The organism is Alkalicoccobacillus gibsonii, from assembly GCF_016798245.1.
In the GTDB taxonomy this organism is placed as follows: Bacteria; Bacillota; Bacilli; order Bacillales; family Bacillaceae_D; genus Alkalicoccobacillus; species Alkalicoccobacillus gibsonii.
Genome location: NZ_JAEUZA010000003.1, coordinates 274,170 through 290,323, shown reverse-complemented (window position 1 = coordinate 290,323; position 16,154 = coordinate 274,170). Strand labels below are relative to the sequence as shown.

At 41.1% G+C, this 16,154-nt stretch carries 17 protein-coding genes; 6 read left to right on the top strand and 11 right to left on the bottom strand.

The window, feature by feature from the left end; genetic code table 11:
• The first annotated feature begins 42 nt into the window (after positions 1–42).
• Positions 43–630 (top strand): TetR/AcrR family transcriptional regulator, encoded by a 588-nt coding sequence (locus JNO66_RS13035; RefSeq protein WP_203088783.1) that lies wholly within the window; start codon positions 43–45, stop codon positions 628–630.
• Positions 631–652: 22 nt separating this feature from the next.
• Here the strand turns inward: JNO66_RS13035 and JNO66_RS20455 are convergent, their stop codons facing one another.
• The 4 genes from JNO66_RS20455 to JNO66_RS13020 all read right to left on the bottom strand — a co-directional run bounded on the left by JNO66_RS20455 (position 653) and on the right by JNO66_RS13020 (position 4,345).
• Entirely contained in the window at positions 653–817 is a 165-nt protein-coding gene (locus JNO66_RS20455) for a hypothetical protein (protein WP_210340873.1), read from the bottom strand.
• Between the two features lie 208 nt (positions 818–1,025).
• Positions 1,026–1,535, bottom strand: coding sequence for an LURP-one-related/scramblase family protein (locus JNO66_RS13030; RefSeq protein ID WP_203088781.1), 510 nt, complete (start codon positions 1,533–1,535; stop codon positions 1,026–1,028).
• A 135-nt stretch (positions 1,536–1,670) separates the two neighbouring features.
• Positions 1,671–2,618, bottom strand: a complete 948-nt coding sequence (locus tag JNO66_RS13025) for an AEC family transporter (protein ID WP_203088779.1) — start codon at positions 2,616–2,618, stop codon at positions 1,671–1,673.
• Between the two features lie 17 nt (positions 2,619–2,635).
• Entirely contained in the window at positions 2,636–4,345 is a 1,710-nt protein-coding gene (locus JNO66_RS13020; RefSeq protein WP_273753295.1) for an NAD-dependent malic enzyme, read from the bottom strand.
• Positions 4,346–4,566: 221 nt separating this feature from the next.
• Here JNO66_RS13020 and JNO66_RS13015 point away from each other — a divergent pair, with 221 nt between their 5' ends.
• Positions 4,567–5,079 (top strand): GNAT family N-acetyltransferase, encoded by a 513-nt coding sequence (locus JNO66_RS13015; RefSeq protein ID WP_210340872.1) that lies wholly within the window; start codon positions 4,567–4,569, stop codon positions 5,077–5,079.
• A 44-nt stretch (positions 5,080–5,123) separates the two neighbouring features.
• Here the strand turns inward: JNO66_RS13015 and JNO66_RS13010 are convergent, their stop codons facing one another.
• The 7 genes from JNO66_RS13010 to JNO66_RS12980 form a co-directional block, all read right to left on the bottom strand.
• Complete coding sequence (locus JNO66_RS13010) at positions 5,124–5,735, bottom strand: peptidylprolyl isomerase (RefSeq protein WP_307730733.1); 612 nt, start codon at positions 5,733–5,735, stop codon at positions 5,124–5,126.
• A 14-nt stretch (positions 5,736–5,749) separates the two neighbouring features.
• Positions 5,750–6,283, bottom strand: coding sequence for a DUF4269 domain-containing protein (locus JNO66_RS13005; protein WP_203088775.1), 534 nt, complete (start codon positions 6,281–6,283; stop codon positions 5,750–5,752).
• A 12-nt stretch (positions 6,284–6,295) separates the two neighbouring features.
• Positions 6,296–6,823, bottom strand: coding sequence for a hypothetical protein (locus JNO66_RS13000; RefSeq protein WP_203088773.1), 528 nt, complete (start codon positions 6,821–6,823; stop codon positions 6,296–6,298).
• 65 nt (positions 6,824–6,888) lie between these two features.
• The gene (locus JNO66_RS12995) at positions 6,889–7,200 is read right to left on the bottom strand and encodes an MGMT family protein (protein WP_203088771.1); all 312 of its coding nucleotides are present in this window, start codon (positions 7,198–7,200) and stop codon (positions 6,889–6,891) included.
• A 14-nt stretch (positions 7,201–7,214) separates the two neighbouring features.
• Positions 7,215–8,552 (bottom strand): MFS transporter, encoded by a 1,338-nt coding sequence (locus tag JNO66_RS12990; protein ID WP_203088769.1) that lies wholly within the window; start codon positions 8,550–8,552, stop codon positions 7,215–7,217.
• A 144-nt stretch (positions 8,553–8,696) separates the two neighbouring features.
• A complete protein-coding gene (locus JNO66_RS12985) occupies positions 8,697–10,259 on the bottom strand; it encodes a PH domain-containing protein (RefSeq protein ID WP_203088767.1) in 1,563 nt (520 codons plus the stop codon).
• A complete protein-coding gene (locus JNO66_RS12980) occupies positions 10,252–10,746 on the bottom strand; it encodes a PH domain-containing protein (protein WP_203088766.1) in 495 nt (164 codons plus the stop codon). The genes JNO66_RS12985 and JNO66_RS12980 overlap by 8 nt, the downstream gene beginning before the upstream one ends.
• Before the next feature lie 107 nt (positions 10,747–10,853).
• Here JNO66_RS12980 and JNO66_RS12975 point away from each other — a divergent pair, with 107 nt between their 5' ends.
• From JNO66_RS12975 to JNO66_RS12960, 4 genes are all read left to right on the top strand, one after another.
• Positions 10,854–12,545 (top strand): DUF2207 domain-containing protein, encoded by a 1,692-nt coding sequence (locus JNO66_RS12975; RefSeq protein ID WP_203088762.1) that lies wholly within the window; start codon positions 10,854–10,856, stop codon positions 12,543–12,545.
• Positions 12,546–12,738: 193 nt separating this feature from the next.
• A complete protein-coding gene (map, locus tag JNO66_RS12970) occupies positions 12,739–13,482 on the top strand; it encodes a type I methionyl aminopeptidase (RefSeq protein ID WP_203088760.1) in 744 nt (247 codons plus the stop codon).
• 108 nt (positions 13,483–13,590) lie between these two features.
• Positions 13,591–14,448 (top strand): DUF1206 domain-containing protein, encoded by an 858-nt coding sequence (locus JNO66_RS12965; RefSeq protein WP_273753301.1) that lies wholly within the window; start codon positions 13,591–13,593, stop codon positions 14,446–14,448.
• Positions 14,449–14,520: 72 nt separating this feature from the next.
• Positions 14,521–16,005: an NAD(P)H-binding protein gene (locus JNO66_RS12960; RefSeq protein ID WP_203088758.1), complete on the top strand. Its 1,485-nt coding sequence runs from the start codon at positions 14,521–14,523 to the stop codon at positions 16,003–16,005.
• Positions 16,006–16,154: the final 149 nt, after the last annotated feature.

The window sequence follows — 16,154 nt, the reverse complement described above, 5'->3', positions numbered from 1 at the left end:
CCGTCGGTTTGTCAATGTTTTTATGAAAGGATTTTTACTACTATGGATACTCACAACCTGCCTGCTAGCTTGTTACATATCTTAGCTCAAACAGAGCAGCTCATTAAAGAAAACGGATGCGCTAATACGACTTTAAAGATGATAATGGATCATTCTGGTGTTTCGAAAGGTGCTATCTATCATTATGTGAGTAGCAAAGACGAGTTATTTGGTTTGTTACTTCAAAGTCATATTAGAAAAATTAATGCTACATTCTGGTCTATTCTGGAGGACAATTGTATTCAATTAGAAGAGCCGCTTTCAGCTATTACTGAGGGATTAACCTTCTTTCTGAAGGAAGAAGACGTAACGAACGCGATTTTCACATATCTCCTAAGCAAGAAAGACAATCCTCAGGTTGAAGAGGTTTTAAATGCCTTTTATACGTTTAGTGAGAGCCAAGCAGTAAGCTGGATTAAAGCTGGACAAATGGGTGGAGTCATTGACTCTAAGGTTGACCCAGCCCGAAGTGCCTCTTCTTTTCTAACGTACTCATATGGGTTAAGAGTCATACATATAGTCTCACCAGATCGTACACTTGAACTTAAAGAACAGTTTTATTCGTATATGTACGACACGCTCGCTCCGTGAACGTAAGAATCAAGCCCCGCTACTAATGCTGGGCTTGTTCCTTGCTTTCCTTTTGCTGTTGCTGCTGTTCTTGATTAGCTTCTCGGGCTTCTTGGTATTCCTTTTCTTCTTCTTGGTATGGGAGCCATCGTGCTTGGTATCGAGGAGGCGGGCTTGGTTTTAGATACGTTTTCCTTGATATCAGCACCTGTTTCTTGGTGGACTGGGCTCGGGGCTTGGTCAGCTGCTCGTTGGTCTTGCTAAGGCTCTTTGCTTCTTAGTTAAATTGAGGTTGTTCTTGGTATACCTTTTCTACCTCTTGCTAACGCTGTTGTTCTTGGTTCGCAGACTTTTCTTCTTGCTCTGCCTCTCACTCTTCTTCGTCCGAAAATCAACGTATTTTGCAAGCTAATCTCTTACTGACTACCACCAAACGAATGGTTTCCACTTCCACTGCTCTTTTTATTATGAAGAACCATATCAATCACAATCATGATAGCCAAACAAGGTAAAACACGTTCATCGTTGTGAATGGTAACGTGGTACGTATCACCCCAGGATAGCCATTCTTTTGTCACGCTCATTAATTCAGTTGATCCATCCTTTAAAACGTATTGATGATTAAACACATCCCCTTCTACTACCCAGTTGTGCGGGAGTATATCAAAGTTGGCTTTGAAGAATGTGAATTTCTTTACCATCTCGCAAATAACCTGGCCATCCTGTTCAATTAAGTAACGAGGCATCCAGGAGGCGAGTTTCTGTCTGATTTTTATTTCACTAGAACCACCCACTTCGGATATTGTTAATTGGTCTCCGAATGAAAAGAATTTCCCTTGTACGTCATATAACTGATTTCCTTGCAGGTCAGCCACAGTAAATTGGTCATTAAACGTGAAGATCCGTTGTTTAATATATAAGTCCATTTCACCACATCCTTTCTTTCCTGTGTTTATTTACGTATCAGCATGAAAAAAGTTCCAATACGTTCAAGCTGAATTAAAAAGTGAAAAGCCTTCAAAAATGTTAATCATTTTTGAAGGCTTTTTGTTTGTCTTCACTCACATCAGAAGTGAAATTAAGAAAGGTAAGGTCAATACAGAAATAATGGCACTTAACACAAAGGCAGAACCCGCTTCAGCCTCCATTGACTCGAATCGTACAGCGATCATAGCAGCAACTGCTGATCCAGGAAAAGCAACGAGTAATACGAGCATCGTCGTATCTGCTTGAGACATTCCCATCGCCCATGCAATCAAAAACATTAACGCTGGCTGAATGATTGTTTTTAAAATGGCAATACTGAAAGCCGATAGATTGAAGCTTATCTTTCTAATACCTACCGTCACACCAACAGCAAAAAGTGCAACACCTGAAGTTACATCACCAATTTCATTAAACGAATCAGCTAGTAAACCTGGTGCATGAAAACCAAGTAGAGTAAGGACCACTGCAATTAATGGTACAAGTGCCAAAGGCTCACGTAGACCATGCGCAAAGGTTTTAATAATCACTTTCCCCATCTTTTCGTTTTCTACTTTTTCTCTTTGTCCAATTGTTCCCATAATGGTTGCTGTTGGATCAAGAAGCGCATTCACCACAATACCAGTCACAGCAATAGGAACCGCAACAACTTCCGAACCAAACAAACTTCCGAGTACTGGTATCCCCATAAAAGCAAAGGTCGGTTGAGCGGAATTTAATGAAAACATAGCCGCATTTGAAAGGGTGAACTTAAATCCAAACTTCATGACCACATAAATCAGAAGATAAAAAACAAAAATTCCAAGTATCAAAGCAATTAGAAATGGCCATTGTGCAATAAGGACATCCCTAGGTGTTGTTGTCACACCAACAAATAAATGAGCTGGTAAGGCAAACTTTGTAACAAGGGTATTAATACCCTTGGATGAATGTTTATCAAATACATTTAAATATCCTGCAAGATACCCGAGTAATATAACAAAGAATATCGGTATCAGGATAATGAAGATTTCACTAATTCCCACTTTTCAGGACCCCAATTTTAGTTAGCTTTTTTAGAAGGTACAATGGTTTTATAGGTTGGCTCCCACATTGCTTCCTTCACTGCCTGTTCAACGTTTTCTGGTGTTACTTGAGCCACATGATCTTCAATAGCTGCTTTAGCCACAGCAACTGCAACATCTAGTGAAACAGACCGAAGATCTTCTACCCTCGGAAGAATCGAAGCGCCTTCTCCCGTCCCTTTTGTGGCATTTGCTACAGCTTCAGCAGAGGCAGCAAACATTTTCTCAGTGAACAGTTTTGCTTTTACGACTACAGCTCCAAGTCCGAGTCCTGGAAATACAAATGCATTGTTGGCTTGACCGATCTCATAGTCAACACCTTTGTAGCTAACTGGAGAAAACGGACTACCTGTTGCGATAAGAGCTTTTCCATCCGTCCATTTAATTAGATCCTCTGGAATAGCTTCTGCTAAAGGCGTTGGATTGGACATTGGCATAATGATCGGTCGCTCAGTATGAGCCGCCATTTCACGTACAACCTCTTCGCTAAAAGCACCTGTTGTTCCAGAAGTACCAATAAGAATGGTTGGCTTCACTTTTTTAATGACCTCTAACAACTCGATTTGACCTTCTTCATTTCTTGCCCAGTCAGTCACCTCAGAATCTGGACGCAGGTATGGCTTATGGAAGTCTGCTGTGTTTCCTCTATTTTCAGTAAGGAGACCGAACTGATCAACCGCCCAGAATTGTTGGTACGCAGCCTCTTCCGTTATTCCGTTCAGGCTCATTGCTCCAACGATTTGATCGGCATTCCCAATTCCCGCTGATCCTGGTCCAAAAACGACCACTCGTTGCTTTTCTATCGGTGCATTCGTTACTTTTAATGCAGACACAATCGCAGACAATGTTACGGCACCTGTACCTTGAATATCGTCATTAAAATTTAAAACAGATTCCTTGTAGTCATCAATGATTTTACGAGCATTGGCACCTCCGAAATCCTCCCAATGAAGTAAGGCACTCGGGAATTTCTTAAGTGCTTCTTCAACATAAGCTGAGATAAACTGATCATACTTTTCTCCGCGGACACGCTCATGACGTTCACCAATGTATAAAGGATCATCGAGGAGTTTCTGGTTATTCGTACCAGCATCTAAGACAACGGCTAATACTCGACTTGGGTCTATTCCAGCAGCCGCAGTATACACAGCAAGCTTTCCAATCGCAATTTTGATTCCACCGATACCCCAGTCTCCTATTCCTAGAATACTTTCAGAGTCTGTTGCAACAATGATATCTATATCATCTGGACCAAGGTCAATATTCTCAAATGCCTGCGATATTCCATCAAGATTATTTATGGAAAGGTATAAGCCTTCGGGACGATAATATTCATGGCTATATTCTTGAATGGCCGTGCCTACGGTTGGAGTATAAACAATAGGTAGCATTTCAGCGATGTGCTCACTGAACAAGTGATAAAATAACACTCGGTTCCGATTCGCTAAATCACTTAATACGACATTCTTCCGGAGATTTGTTGGTTGCGCTAAAAACTGTTCGTATGCACGATCACTTTGCTCTTTAATCGTTAAAACAGTTGGAGGGAGGAGACCTTCTAGTTCTAATTCTTTTCTTTCATCTTCTGTAAATGCCACTCCTTTATTAAGGCTCGGATTCATTAATAAATCCTTCCCTTTCAAAGCGGTTTCGATCTTTTCTTTAGGTAATGCCTGTGTTGAATTCACAATAGGACCTTCTTTCGTAGAATTAAGGAATACACCTTATTACTTCGGGACACAAAATATACACCTTGAATATATTCATGTCAACCAAATAAAACTTTTGTAAGTACGTTTATTATTTATCAATATTCACTAAATATACTGTTTAAACTCGAAGCATAAGGGGTAATGTACAGACATTTTATAGGGTCTGTGATAACATTTGGAGATATCTTTGTTTCGAGGTGAATGTTTTGATCCGTTCAGCACAATATATAGATATCCAATATTTAGAAGTAATAGCATCAGAAACGGTTAAAGTTATGAAAGAAGAAGGGAATGATCAATGGAATGATCAGTACCCTTTGGCTGAGGACTTTCAAAGGGATGTACAGAACGAGTCCATTTTCGTATATATTCTTGATGGCGAGGTCGCTGGATCGATCACAATCGATCAACAGTTCTCCAATGCATATAGTAAATTCGATTGGCATCAACCTGTTGAACAGGCAATGATTTTTCATCGATTAGTGGTAAATCCAACTATTCGTAAGAAAGGAATTGCTTCAAAACTTATAACCTTCGCCGAAAGCTATGCGATTGAGAATGGCATGACATCCATGAAGGTAGACACATATTCATTAAATCGCAAGGCACAAGAACTATTTACAAAACACCACTATACCTTTGTAGGTGAACGAACGTTTCCCGAACGAAAAAATCCCTTTTACTTTTATGAAAAGCCCCTGAATCCATAAAAAAGAACCACCTTTTCTTTTTTGAAAAGGTGGTTCTTCAATCATTATTGAACGGTAATCGTCTCAATTACTTGCTCTTGTCCCTCGACGGGTTTTTCTCCACTCGTTTCGACAGATACAATCTCATCCACTACATCCATACCCTCAGTCACCTTACCGAACGCCGCATAGTCTCCATCAAGAAATGTCGAGTCCTCCACGACAATAAAGAACTGGCTCCCTGCTGAGTCTGGGTCCTGACTGCGTGCCATGGAAACGACTCCCCGTTCATGACTTAGATTGTTCTCAAATCCGTTACTAGAAAACTCACCTTCTACTGAATGGTCAGGTCCACCTGTACCGTTCCCTTCTGGATCCCCGCCTTGGATCATGAATCCAGGAATGACACGGTGAAAGGTTAATCCGTTATAAAAGCCATCACTGGCGAGTTTAACAAAGTTTTCTACTGTTTTTGGTGCGACATCGGGATAGAGCTCCATCACAATCTCTCCCCCATTCTCCATCGTCATTGTAACAACCGTTGGATTTTCAAGATCAATGTCGACTTCGTTTGCAACCGATGCGTCTTCATTTTCATCGGGTCCTGATGTTCCACAACCACTTATGATAAATAAGCTTGTCATAATTGCAGCGGTAATTGATTTAGTCCATTTCATATACATTTCACTCCTTAGATCATTCCTCGTCTTTTTCCATACTGAATCAATTCGTCATACGCGTCACCTTTGAGTCCAAGCACTTCACAAAAGGCTGGCTCTGTTTTCATACCTGCTCTTTTTAAATTCAGGATTTGCTCCCTCATAGAGTCATCTTCCTTTAAGAGAGCAGCCTCAATCACCATATGTACATAGGCATTTTGTTCAATTACAGGAACGGGCTGTGCAAACAATTCAAACTCAAAGCCTTGGTAGTTAAAGTTTGCTTTCAGGGTCGGTATACCTCTCACCTCGTATCGCTTCGTGTGAAAGCCTTGAAAACCTTGATAGAGCCTTTTCATTTCCTTTTGAACCTTGCCGTGGTTTGAGGTATCGATTTCCATAATTATGTCCAAATCAGATGTATCTAAATCAATATCGATTGGAATCGTCCCACATAAAACGGGAGAATACATAGACCAAGTCTCCATGGTATGCAGATCTTGTATCACTCGATAAACAGTTTGTTGTTTTGCCGTTCCTTCTCTTAAAAGATCTAGTGAGACCATTTCTCACCTTCCTTAATCAAGAATGATCACTTCCGACTCCCCATTCGATTTCGTTAGCGTGATCACATTGTAATCAGAGAGACTTCTACTTTCATCTAAGAATCCACTATAATCGCCGTCGTCCTCTTCAATTTCAAACTGGGCAAGTTCTTCCTCGTCCTTTGCAAACGTGACACGTTCAATGTCCGCTGCGTCCTCGCGTTCTAGTAAGATGCCACTATGTCTTTCAATCCCTGCTAGGGAGACCAAACTGATTCCATTAGCCACATTGTTCTTTTGTGCCTTTGCCTGAATCAAGTCCTCTCCTGGTGCCGCCTCTATCATGCCAACTTGATCGGTATCACTGAAGAAAAAAACAGACGGACCATGCTCTTGCTTCTTATGAATTTGAAGGATGGAAACGTTTTGCTCCTTTACATATGTAAGCCCTTTATCAAACGCGCGCTCTGAAGGAGTTGGATAAAATCCAACAAAGTAGATTGCAATTCCAATTAAAGCTACGATTGCAATCCCTAGCGAAATCCATTTTCTTTTTGTCACACCGTTCTCCCCATTCCATCGTACAGTCTTCTCCTATTTTAAGGCGAATCATCGAACTTGTCTAATCACCTTTCCCACATGCAGGCAGAAAGATTAATACAACCATTCGAGTGAAAGGGAATGAGTTCTGCCACAAGAAGCTCCCGCTGAGTGTATCCTCCTCTAAAAAGAATACGATCAGGCGCGGGTTCACCTGATCGTTTTACTACACGATGACTAGGAAGTCCAGCTGGTGCCTGGCGCATCGCCCACCCCACAACTCTTGCGTTATGAGGCTGTTCGAGCAGCCGTGCAATCTGACCGTACGTAGCCACTCGTCCTTTTGGAATCTCTTCGACGAGTTCATACACTTGTTCAAAAAAAGAAAGCTTAGTCATTTACGTATCCTCCGTTATGATAGAGAACTTGCCTTTCGTTCCTCTTTTTGTAGTGAAAACTGGAACCACAAATAGATAACCATTGAGCATAGAATGAGTGCAAATAAGCAAACATACACAAACCCATATTCATGAATAATGGACACATTGACATGGAAGGAAATTAAAATCCCACAGATTGCAACGGATAATGACCCACCCATGAACTGAGCAAGCTGCATCATTCCCATACCAGATCCAATAAACTCATCAGGAAGAATTCTTGATACCTCATTATTTAATGCACTTAAGGTTGCAGAGAAAGCGGGTGAGAAAAAGAGATATCCGATCAAGATTACAAGCGGAGACACTGATGTAAACAACGCGAACACAGCAGCTACTGCTGCAAGCAGAACATGTCCCCATAATAAAAATTTCCTATTTCCTAATTTATCAATTCCACGACCAACATACCTTGAAATGATGGCTGTTACAATCGCACCTGGTGCAATCATAAAGCCGATATTCATCGCAGATGTACCAAACTCATTTGCAAGTACAAGTGGCATGAGAAATAGATTCCCTAAGTTTAACGACATCACACAAAATCCTACAGCCAAAAGCTTCAAGTAAGGAGGTTGCTTTAGCAGCTCTTTCCGTATAAAGGTAGGCTTGTCACGCTTCACGTAAAAGCCATGGATAACTATAGTGGCAATACATACAACAAGCATCCAAATGGAACGTTGTGTGACAGCAAGTAACAATGTGATGGTATTAATGACGGTTAACAAACCACCAATCACATCAAATTGAAATGCTTTTGGCTCTTCTTTAGGAAGAAGCGGAATGATAACCGGGAAGATTAAAATAACTAAACAAGTAATGGCAAACAAACCAGACCAGCCAAAGGTTTGATAGACAACACCACCAACGATTGGCCCCATCCCAAAAGCCATGGCACTTGCCGCTGATATTAAAGCAAGCGCACTTCCGCGTCGTTCATATGGAATATAACGACTAACAATAATCATGCCAAGACCCGCGATGGCTCCTGCCCCCGCTGATTGCAAGATTCTTGCCAGGAGAAGCGTGTTAAAATCTGTGGCAAAGATTCCGGAAACGGAACCGGTTGTGAGTACCGTTACACCAACTGCAATAAGAAGCCGAATAGATACAGAATCAGACAAACGGCTATAAATGACCGTTGTTAATGCATAACCAATTGAGTAACTAGAGATAATCCAAGAACCGAGCTCAGCCGTTACATCTAATTGTCCAATAATACCTGGTATCGACACATTAAACATGGTTGTGTTCATGATAACAATAAAAAGTCCAAATGCCCAAAGAGGCACGATTATACGATCATTCATTCTTTTTCATCCCAATCTAAGTCTTATAAAGTCATATCGAAGTATTATAACTCAAATCAGATTGGAATGCTTACTTCGGGAATCTAACTATTTTTCACCAGAATCGAAAAAAACGTTAACAAATAGCTCTTACTTACGTATGCTTTATTTTATATCATTTTCTTCCATTCCTACGTCAGCTTCGTTAAACTCCCCGTTATCATTGATCATCTCTTGCTTTTTGTTTTGTTCTACATAAAAGTGATAACGTTCGTTGACAAACTGTTCATACCACATGTAATAATCGAACGCATCACTCTCTGGGATATCATTAATCATAATAAATTGAACCGGTTTTCCACGTGTAGCGACTTGAATAGATGCGAGCCCAAACCGACGCTGAAGCCATGACCTAGTCACCTTCACTTCTTCCACCTTTTTCATGCCGGTTGTCGTTAATTCGTTGAACACGCCACCTATTTCATACTGTGTAATCGATTCCGTAATTTGATACCTTGTAAACCGGTAATCCATTAATCGATTACATATGATTAATGCGAGGAGGATAGGCGACAGATACCATAAGTGACTCCAGAATATAAAGACAACGACTGTTACAATAACCCAAAAGTAACTTGGACGTAGCAGCTTTACCCAAAGTGCACGACGCGGGAGTCTACGTTCAGGCTGTTGATACACAAAACCAGGAATGATCTCTGGCAGAAGCTCTGGAATTCGTTTAACGGATATAAAAGGAAAAATGACAGCAGACTCCGTTTCATCTGTTTCCATTTCTCCTCCTGCACAAATCAATCGGACCTTTGCAATCCCAAACCAGCGCCTAATAATACTTTTTGAAACGACCACTCCTTGTACTTTACTCTTTAGAATGGAATTTTCTTTTTCTTGAATGATCCCTTTTTTGATATAGATGCGCTTTTCATCACTTCTCACTTCAAAACGGCCATACTGTAAAAAGGTCGTTACGACTCCAAACAAGCATGAGACAATCAACAAACCAATGATTGCGATGGTCAGCCAGATCCAATGATCCTGAAGAAAACTTACCACTGTGTCAACATGACCATCTAATGAAAATACCTCATCTATGTTAAAGAAGATTGTCATCAAGATTGGAATGAGTGCCACAATACTAAATGATGTAAAGGATGCTTTAAGTAGTTCTTTTTTTGTTACTTTATAGTGAAGTGATTTGCTTAGAGTTGATACATCATCACTAGATTCAATGTCATTTGCCTTATGATTGCTCTTCCATTCAAGAAAGGTTTGAATAGCAGTTGCTTGCTTGTGTGTCACCATTTTCAAATGAACGGTCGCATCATCCTGTGCTTCGGTTTCAAGCTTAATGGTTGTTACTCGAAAAATTTTGCCAATAAGATTTGTCGTTCTCGAGACATTTTGAATACGATGATACTGGATATATTGCTCCTTTCGTACAAGCCCACCCTTCTTTATTTGAAGATCGGTATCCGTGAACTGATAACGAAAATGGATCCACTCTAGGATAGACGAAACGATGGAGATAGCAATGACCACTAATAGTCCCCATTTAGCAATGAGTAGAAATGTTGAATCTGAATTAGCATTGACAATCCACAATAAAATGATCGGAAAAAAATAGTTTTTAATCGTTCCAACGAGCTCAGACAACAAAAAGGAAGCATGTAGCCGGTACGGATGATTTAATTGGATTGTTTGCTCACTCATTTTCATACACCTTCGCGAGCACAGCGATTTTTTCACGGAGGTCTTCGGCTTCCTCATTAGGTAATGCTGGAATCTCATGTGATGAAGCTGTTGTCCCAATGGTAATGGTAGATAACCCATACCTTCTTAGAATTGGCCCTTGGTTTGTACTGACATGCAACACCTTCACCATAGGAACTAGTACATGTTCTTGATCAATTACTCCATACTTCATTTGTATGTATTCATCATCCACTCGGTATCTCCACGTTCGTTGCATATAAATGGGATAAATAATTATTTTGTAGAGAGCATAAAGAAAATCAATAGCTATGAACACATAGAGCACGTACCCAATCCACTCTACCCATTCGTAATAATGATGCAAGAAAATGACTGTACCTAGTATGAGCAAAGTAATGGCATGTGTGATGGCAGAAGAAATTCTCCATACACTTGCTGCTTTCTCTGATATCTTCTGGTCTGGCTTTTGTATGTTTTGTTTCATAAGTCACCCCTCTTTATTTATTTACGGATTTATCCAGAATACGTTTCACTTTTTGAAACCTTTTTTTCCATGACACGTATGAATTAGAAAGAAAGCAGGTGCAACTCATGATAAAACGAACGATGATGCTGATTCCCCTCCTTTTACTTACATTGCTGTTTGTTCCCCATCAGGCGTTTGCGATTGATTTCACGATTCCAGAATCAACGATAGATGCCACTATTTTAGAAAACGGGGATGTCTCGGTTAAAGAAACACATGTGTACGACTTTGAGGATGATTTTAACGGATTAACAAGAACCCTTTATCAAAAAGAAAACACGGAAATCACAAACGTTGAGGCTTCAGAAAATGGTCAGCCCCTAGAGGTTGAGCAAGACGGAGCACTTTATAAAATCATGCGTCCAGGCAGTTATGAAACTGTTACTCTTGATCTTACTTACACCATTACAAACGGTGCAACCGTGTATCAGGATGTCGCTGATTTTAACTGGTCATTCTTCGATTCAAGTGGCGAAGTTCCTTATGAAGATATGACTGTGATCATCCATCCACCAGCAGAAACAAATGAAGTAATCGCTTATGGCAAGGATGAAACCTTTGGAAAAGAAACGATACAAGAAGATGGTACTGTTCAGTATTCTCTTGGGACTGTTTCTGATGGATCAAATGGATTTATTCGAGTAGCCTATCCAAGCGAATTATTTACAAATGCAACGGTTATTAATCAAGAGATGGGAGAAACCATCTTAACTGATGAGCAAGAAGTAAAGGATGAGGCAGCTGCGTTTACTTCCATGCAGGATCGCCTTTCAAGCTTCGCGGTCATTTTTATTCCGCTTGCCGGGCTTCTTCTATTCATTTTAATTTTTGGTTCTTATTTAAGAAGCAGGCAAATCTACAAATCATTTGAGCAGGAATACCAAGCAGCCAAACACATTCCTAAACAAAAGCTTGGCATGCTGGCAACGATTCTCTACACAAAGAGCACACTCCGTCCAGAAGCAATGGCTGCAGGATTGCTTGACCTTATGCGAAAAGGATTTGTGAAAGAACATGATACGAATCAATTTACATTGATTGATAAAGAGGGTGCTTCCAAGTCAGAGCAGATCTTAATTGAGTGGCTGTTTGATGCGATTGGAGATGGAAAATCGTTCTCCCTTCAGCAGTTAGAGAGTTATGCGAAAGACAAGAAAAATCACGAAGCGTATCAGCATTATGATCACAAATGGAAAACCGCCATTAGAGAAGAGATGAAGGAAGCAAATTTACTCCAAAACAAAACGGCTTACCGTTTAACGATTGGGCTTGCCAGTCTGATCTTTGTTCCACTGTTTGTACTCTTTCCTATGTATGATTTACCAATGTGGTTGTTCTTTTCTATTCTGCTTTTTATCGGGTATGTTGGTTACGCGATTTTCTATCACCCACGAACAACCGAAGGCGCGCGTATCGTCTATGAATGGAATCAATTCAGCAAGCAAGCCGCAACGATTCCAGCAGCTGAAATGACAAGCTGGAAGCAAGATGATTTAATGCGTGCAATCATCTATGGTATCGGTACAGGAGATAAGAACTTAAAAGCTAAAAATACAGAACTTGAAGAAGTGTTTAAGGGTCAGCCTCAAGCTATGGCTGCCTACTCATTTGATGTGACAACATTTATTGCAATCTCCGTAGTTGCGCAAGCGAGCATGAATACAGCTAGTTCAAGTGCGGCCCCATCTTCTTCCCCATCCGGCAGTTCTCCAGGCGGCGGAGTTGGTGGAAGCGGCGGTGGAAGCGGTGCGTTTTAAGAAATGTGAAGACGAGTGATCATCGAATCCTCGTCTTTTTCTTTACCCAAGGAACTCATACGTTTTTGCTAATCCATTGATGTACGCTATACTTAAGCGTAGAATAAATGGTAGTGAAGTTGTAACAGACTAAACCCTAGACAAATACACATAGCATAAAGATAGACATCTATATATGAAGGAGAATGCACGTATGATCGTACAAAACGAAACAGACTTACACGGACTAAAGGAAATAGGAAAAATTGTTGCAGAAATTCGAGAGGAGCTCACCCTCCATACGAAGCCGGGAGTGACAACAAAAGAAATCGATGAGATCGGAGGAAAGCTTTTTAAGAAATTTGGTGCGATCTCTGCACCAATCAGTACGTACGATTTCCCTGGATACACATGTATATGCGTCAATGAAGAAGTAGCACACGGTATCCCTGGATCTCGCGTTATTAAAGAAGGAGATATTGTAAATATCGATGTATCTGGCTCATTAAATGGATACTTCGCAGATACGGGTCATTCTTTCGTTGTCGGAAAAGGCGAGCCAATTTTAACAGATCTCATTGAAGCAACGAAAAACACATTCGATGCTGGCCTTAAAAAGTTTAGAGCAGGCTCTAAACAAAATGGAGTTGGTCGCGCAGTGTTCCAAACGGCCCAAGAGCATGGGTTTACAGTCATTAAAAACCTAACAGGACACGGCATTGGTTTATCATTACATGATTCACCTGAGCATATCTTCAATTATTACAACTCACGTGATACAAAGCTATTTAAAGACGGAGAAGTCATTGCCTTTGAACCATTCGTCTCAACTAAGGCTGAGGACGTCTATCAGCTTGATGATGGATGGACCCTGACAACGGCAGATAACAGCTTTGTGGCTCAATATGAACATACGATTATTGTGACGAAGGAAGAACCGATTATTTTAACGAAATAAAAGATAAAGAAGCTAGTGATTCTCCACGGAGTCACTAGCTTTTTGTTTTGGTTTGGTCTACCGGGATTGGGGAATCTTATAGACAGATAACTGAAAGGACTGAGAACAGTGGCAAAGCACACTCCAACGAAGCAACAAACAAAACAAAAAGCGTCTGAAGCCAAAGATGAGTCAAAACCTTGGATTAGACGCTTGGGTCGATTTGGGTACATGTCTCAAGGGTTCGTGTATATTTTAATTGGTGTGCTTGCTTTTATGACAGCAATGGGAGTCGGTGGAGATACAGAAGATACAAATGGTGCCTTACAAACTCTTGCTAGTATGCCCTTTGGAGAAGTGGTTTTATGGTTAGTAGGCATTGGACTCATGGGTTACGTCGTTTGGATGTTCATTCGAGCCTCAGTTGATACAGGTCATTTTGGTAAAGGAATAAAAGGGGTTTTTGTTCGTGCTGGCTTTGTTGGAAGTGCCTTGATTTATGCCAGCTTGGCCTTTAATGCCTTTTCCTTTGCCACTCATTCTGGCGGATCTGGGGGCAGTGACGAAGAAACTTACTCACAGATTCTGTTATCACAGCCCTTTGGTCAATGGATTATCGGGGCAATTGGTATTGGTATTATTGTCTATGCGCTATACGAAGGCTATAAAGCAATCTCAGGCTTATTTTTAAAAGAATTTAAGAAGGCTGAAATGAACAAACATGAATGGAATCTGACTAGAACCATTGGGCGAATGGGCTTAGTTTCGCGTGCGATCGTATTTGCTTTAATTGGTGTTTTCCTCATTCAAACTGCCCTAAATGCTGACGCAGATGATACACAGGGAATGGATGGGGCCTTATATGAACTTTCACAACAACCTTATGGTCAATGGCTTCTTGGTGTTGTAGCAATCGGACTTATTTTATTCGGTGTATATGGATACTTCTACGGACGCTATGTCCATATGAACTTCGGACGAAAATAAGATGAGTAGATTATAACCACTCGTTCAAGGGTAACCATACACATAGTGAAGTTAAGACGAGGAGCGTGCGCAATGGATAACCAAACAACAAATGAAAAAAGACCCGTCATCGCCCTAACAGGAGCAAGCGGATATATCGGGAATAACCTACTGAAAAAACTTGGAAAGCAAGCGGATATCATTGCTTTGTCACGTAATGGGGATAAATACGAAGACTCAGAGAATGTAACCTGGAGATCAGCTGACCTGTTCTCCCTTAAGGATGCCGAAAAAGCGCTTGAAGGCGCTGACTATGCAGTGTACCTGGTCCATTCCATGATGCCTTCCGCAAAGTTAACTCAGGCTAAATTTGAAGACATGGATCTTATTTTGGCCGATAACTTTGCTCAAGCCGCTAAGAAAAATGGTGTGAAGCAAATCATTTACTTAAGCGGAATTATTCCACCGGATGCGGATGAGCTATCACGACATTTACGTAGCCGACTGGAGGTTGAAAAAGTCCTCTCTTCCTACGGTGTTCCTGTGACAACCGTTCGTGCAGGCTTAATCGTTGGCCCTAAAGGCTCCTCGTTTCCAATTGTTAAGAAACTTGTTAAAAGATTACCGATGATGGCATTACCTAAATGGACACGTCAAAAAACACATCCGATTGCGCTTCAGGATGTATTACATGCGTTAAAAGGAAGTATCGGCAATAAAAAACTCTCAGGCGAATCCATTGATGTCGGCGGGCCTGAAATCATGACCTATAAGGAAATGATGATCGACACAGCGGAAGTCATGGGCAAAAAAAGAAAGCTACTCAATATTCCGTTTATGACAGTAAAGCTTTCTCGATTGTGGGTAAGTGTAACAACCGGCACGCCTCGTGAGATGGTCTACCCGTTGATTGAAAGCTTGATTCATCCCATGGTTGCAAATCCTGAGAACATGGACAAAGACTTAAGCTACGGGAAGATATCGTTTAAAGAAGCTGCGAAATCAGCGCTCGAGCAGGAAGAACAAGAGAAAAAGGAAAAAGAAGAACAGCAACAAAAACAAGAGAAAGACTCTTCTAATTCAAGCTCCCGTTCGAAGCCAGTGATCTCTGATGTACGTTCTGTTCAGAGGGTACTGCTACCCGAGGGCAAAACGGCCTCTTGGGCTGCATCCCGTTACATTGACTGGTTAGAAGAATTTGGTCGACCACTCATTCGAACCTCTGTTGACCAGGATCGCAATGCGAAGATCTACATGCTTGGTAATGAACCGTTACTTTCGTTAACGTACTCACACGATCGAAGTAACGAGAGCCGTGCACTCTTCTATATCTCAGGCGGCACCTTCGCTAAGCGCGAAGAGACATCTGGAAGAGGACGTCTTGAGTTCAGACAGATTCCAAACTCTCAGGAATGCATTATTGCCATTCATGAGTATAAACCCTCCTTACCCTGGTTTATATACACATTCACTCAGGCTAAGTTCCATCTGTGGGTGATGTACTTCTTCAAACGTCACCTGCTAAAGCAGATTAAGCAGGAGAATCAGCATCCGAAGTTGATTATTGAGATGGAATGAAACAACCGAGGCCGAGGACATAACATTAACACAGATAGTAAAACACGAACATAGCTTCGAATCCGCTACAGGAGAATCCCTCGCTTTCCACGGGAACGGCCTCAGCCCCTCTCGCGGAAAGGGCGCCGCTACAGTGTCTTCACCGCGTT

Bases quoted from the DNA above. Each gene is read 5' to 3' on its own strand.
- JNO66_RS13035 (WP_203088783.1), top strand. From the start codon at position 43: ATGGATACTCACAACCTGCCTGCTAGCTTGTTACATATCTTAGCTCAA.
- JNO66_RS13030 (WP_203088781.1), bottom strand. From the start codon at position 1,535: ATGGACTTATATATTAAACAACGGATCTTCACGTTTAATGACCAATTT.
- JNO66_RS13010 (WP_307730733.1), bottom strand. From the start codon at position 5,735: ATGAAATGGACTAAATCAATTACCGCTGCAATTATGACAAGCTTATTT.
- JNO66_RS13005 (WP_203088775.1), bottom strand. From the start codon at position 6,283: ATGGTCTCACTAGATCTTTTAAGAGAAGGAACGGCAAAACAACAAACT.
- JNO66_RS12995 (WP_203088771.1), bottom strand. From the start codon at position 7,200: ATGACTAAGCTTTCTTTTTTTGAACAAGTGTATGAACTCGTCGAAGAG.
- JNO66_RS12990 (WP_203088769.1), bottom strand. From the start codon at position 8,552: ATGAATGATCGTATAATCGTGCCTCTTTGGGCATTTGGACTTTTTATT.
- JNO66_RS12985 (WP_203088767.1), bottom strand. From the start codon at position 10,259: ATGAGTGAGCAAACAATCCAATTAAATCATCCGTACCGGCTACATGCT.
- JNO66_RS12980 (WP_203088766.1), bottom strand. From the start codon at position 10,746: ATGAAACAAAACATACAAAAGCCAGACCAGAAGATATCAGAGAAAGCA.
- JNO66_RS12975 (WP_203088762.1), top strand. From the start codon at position 10,854: ATGATAAAACGAACGATGATGCTGATTCCCCTCCTTTTACTTACATTG.
- map (WP_203088760.1), top strand. From the start codon at position 12,739: ATGATCGTACAAAACGAAACAGACTTACACGGACTAAAGGAAATAGGA.
- JNO66_RS12960 (WP_203088758.1), top strand. From the start codon at position 14,521: ATGGATAACCAAACAACAAATGAAAAAAGACCCGTCATCGCCCTAACA.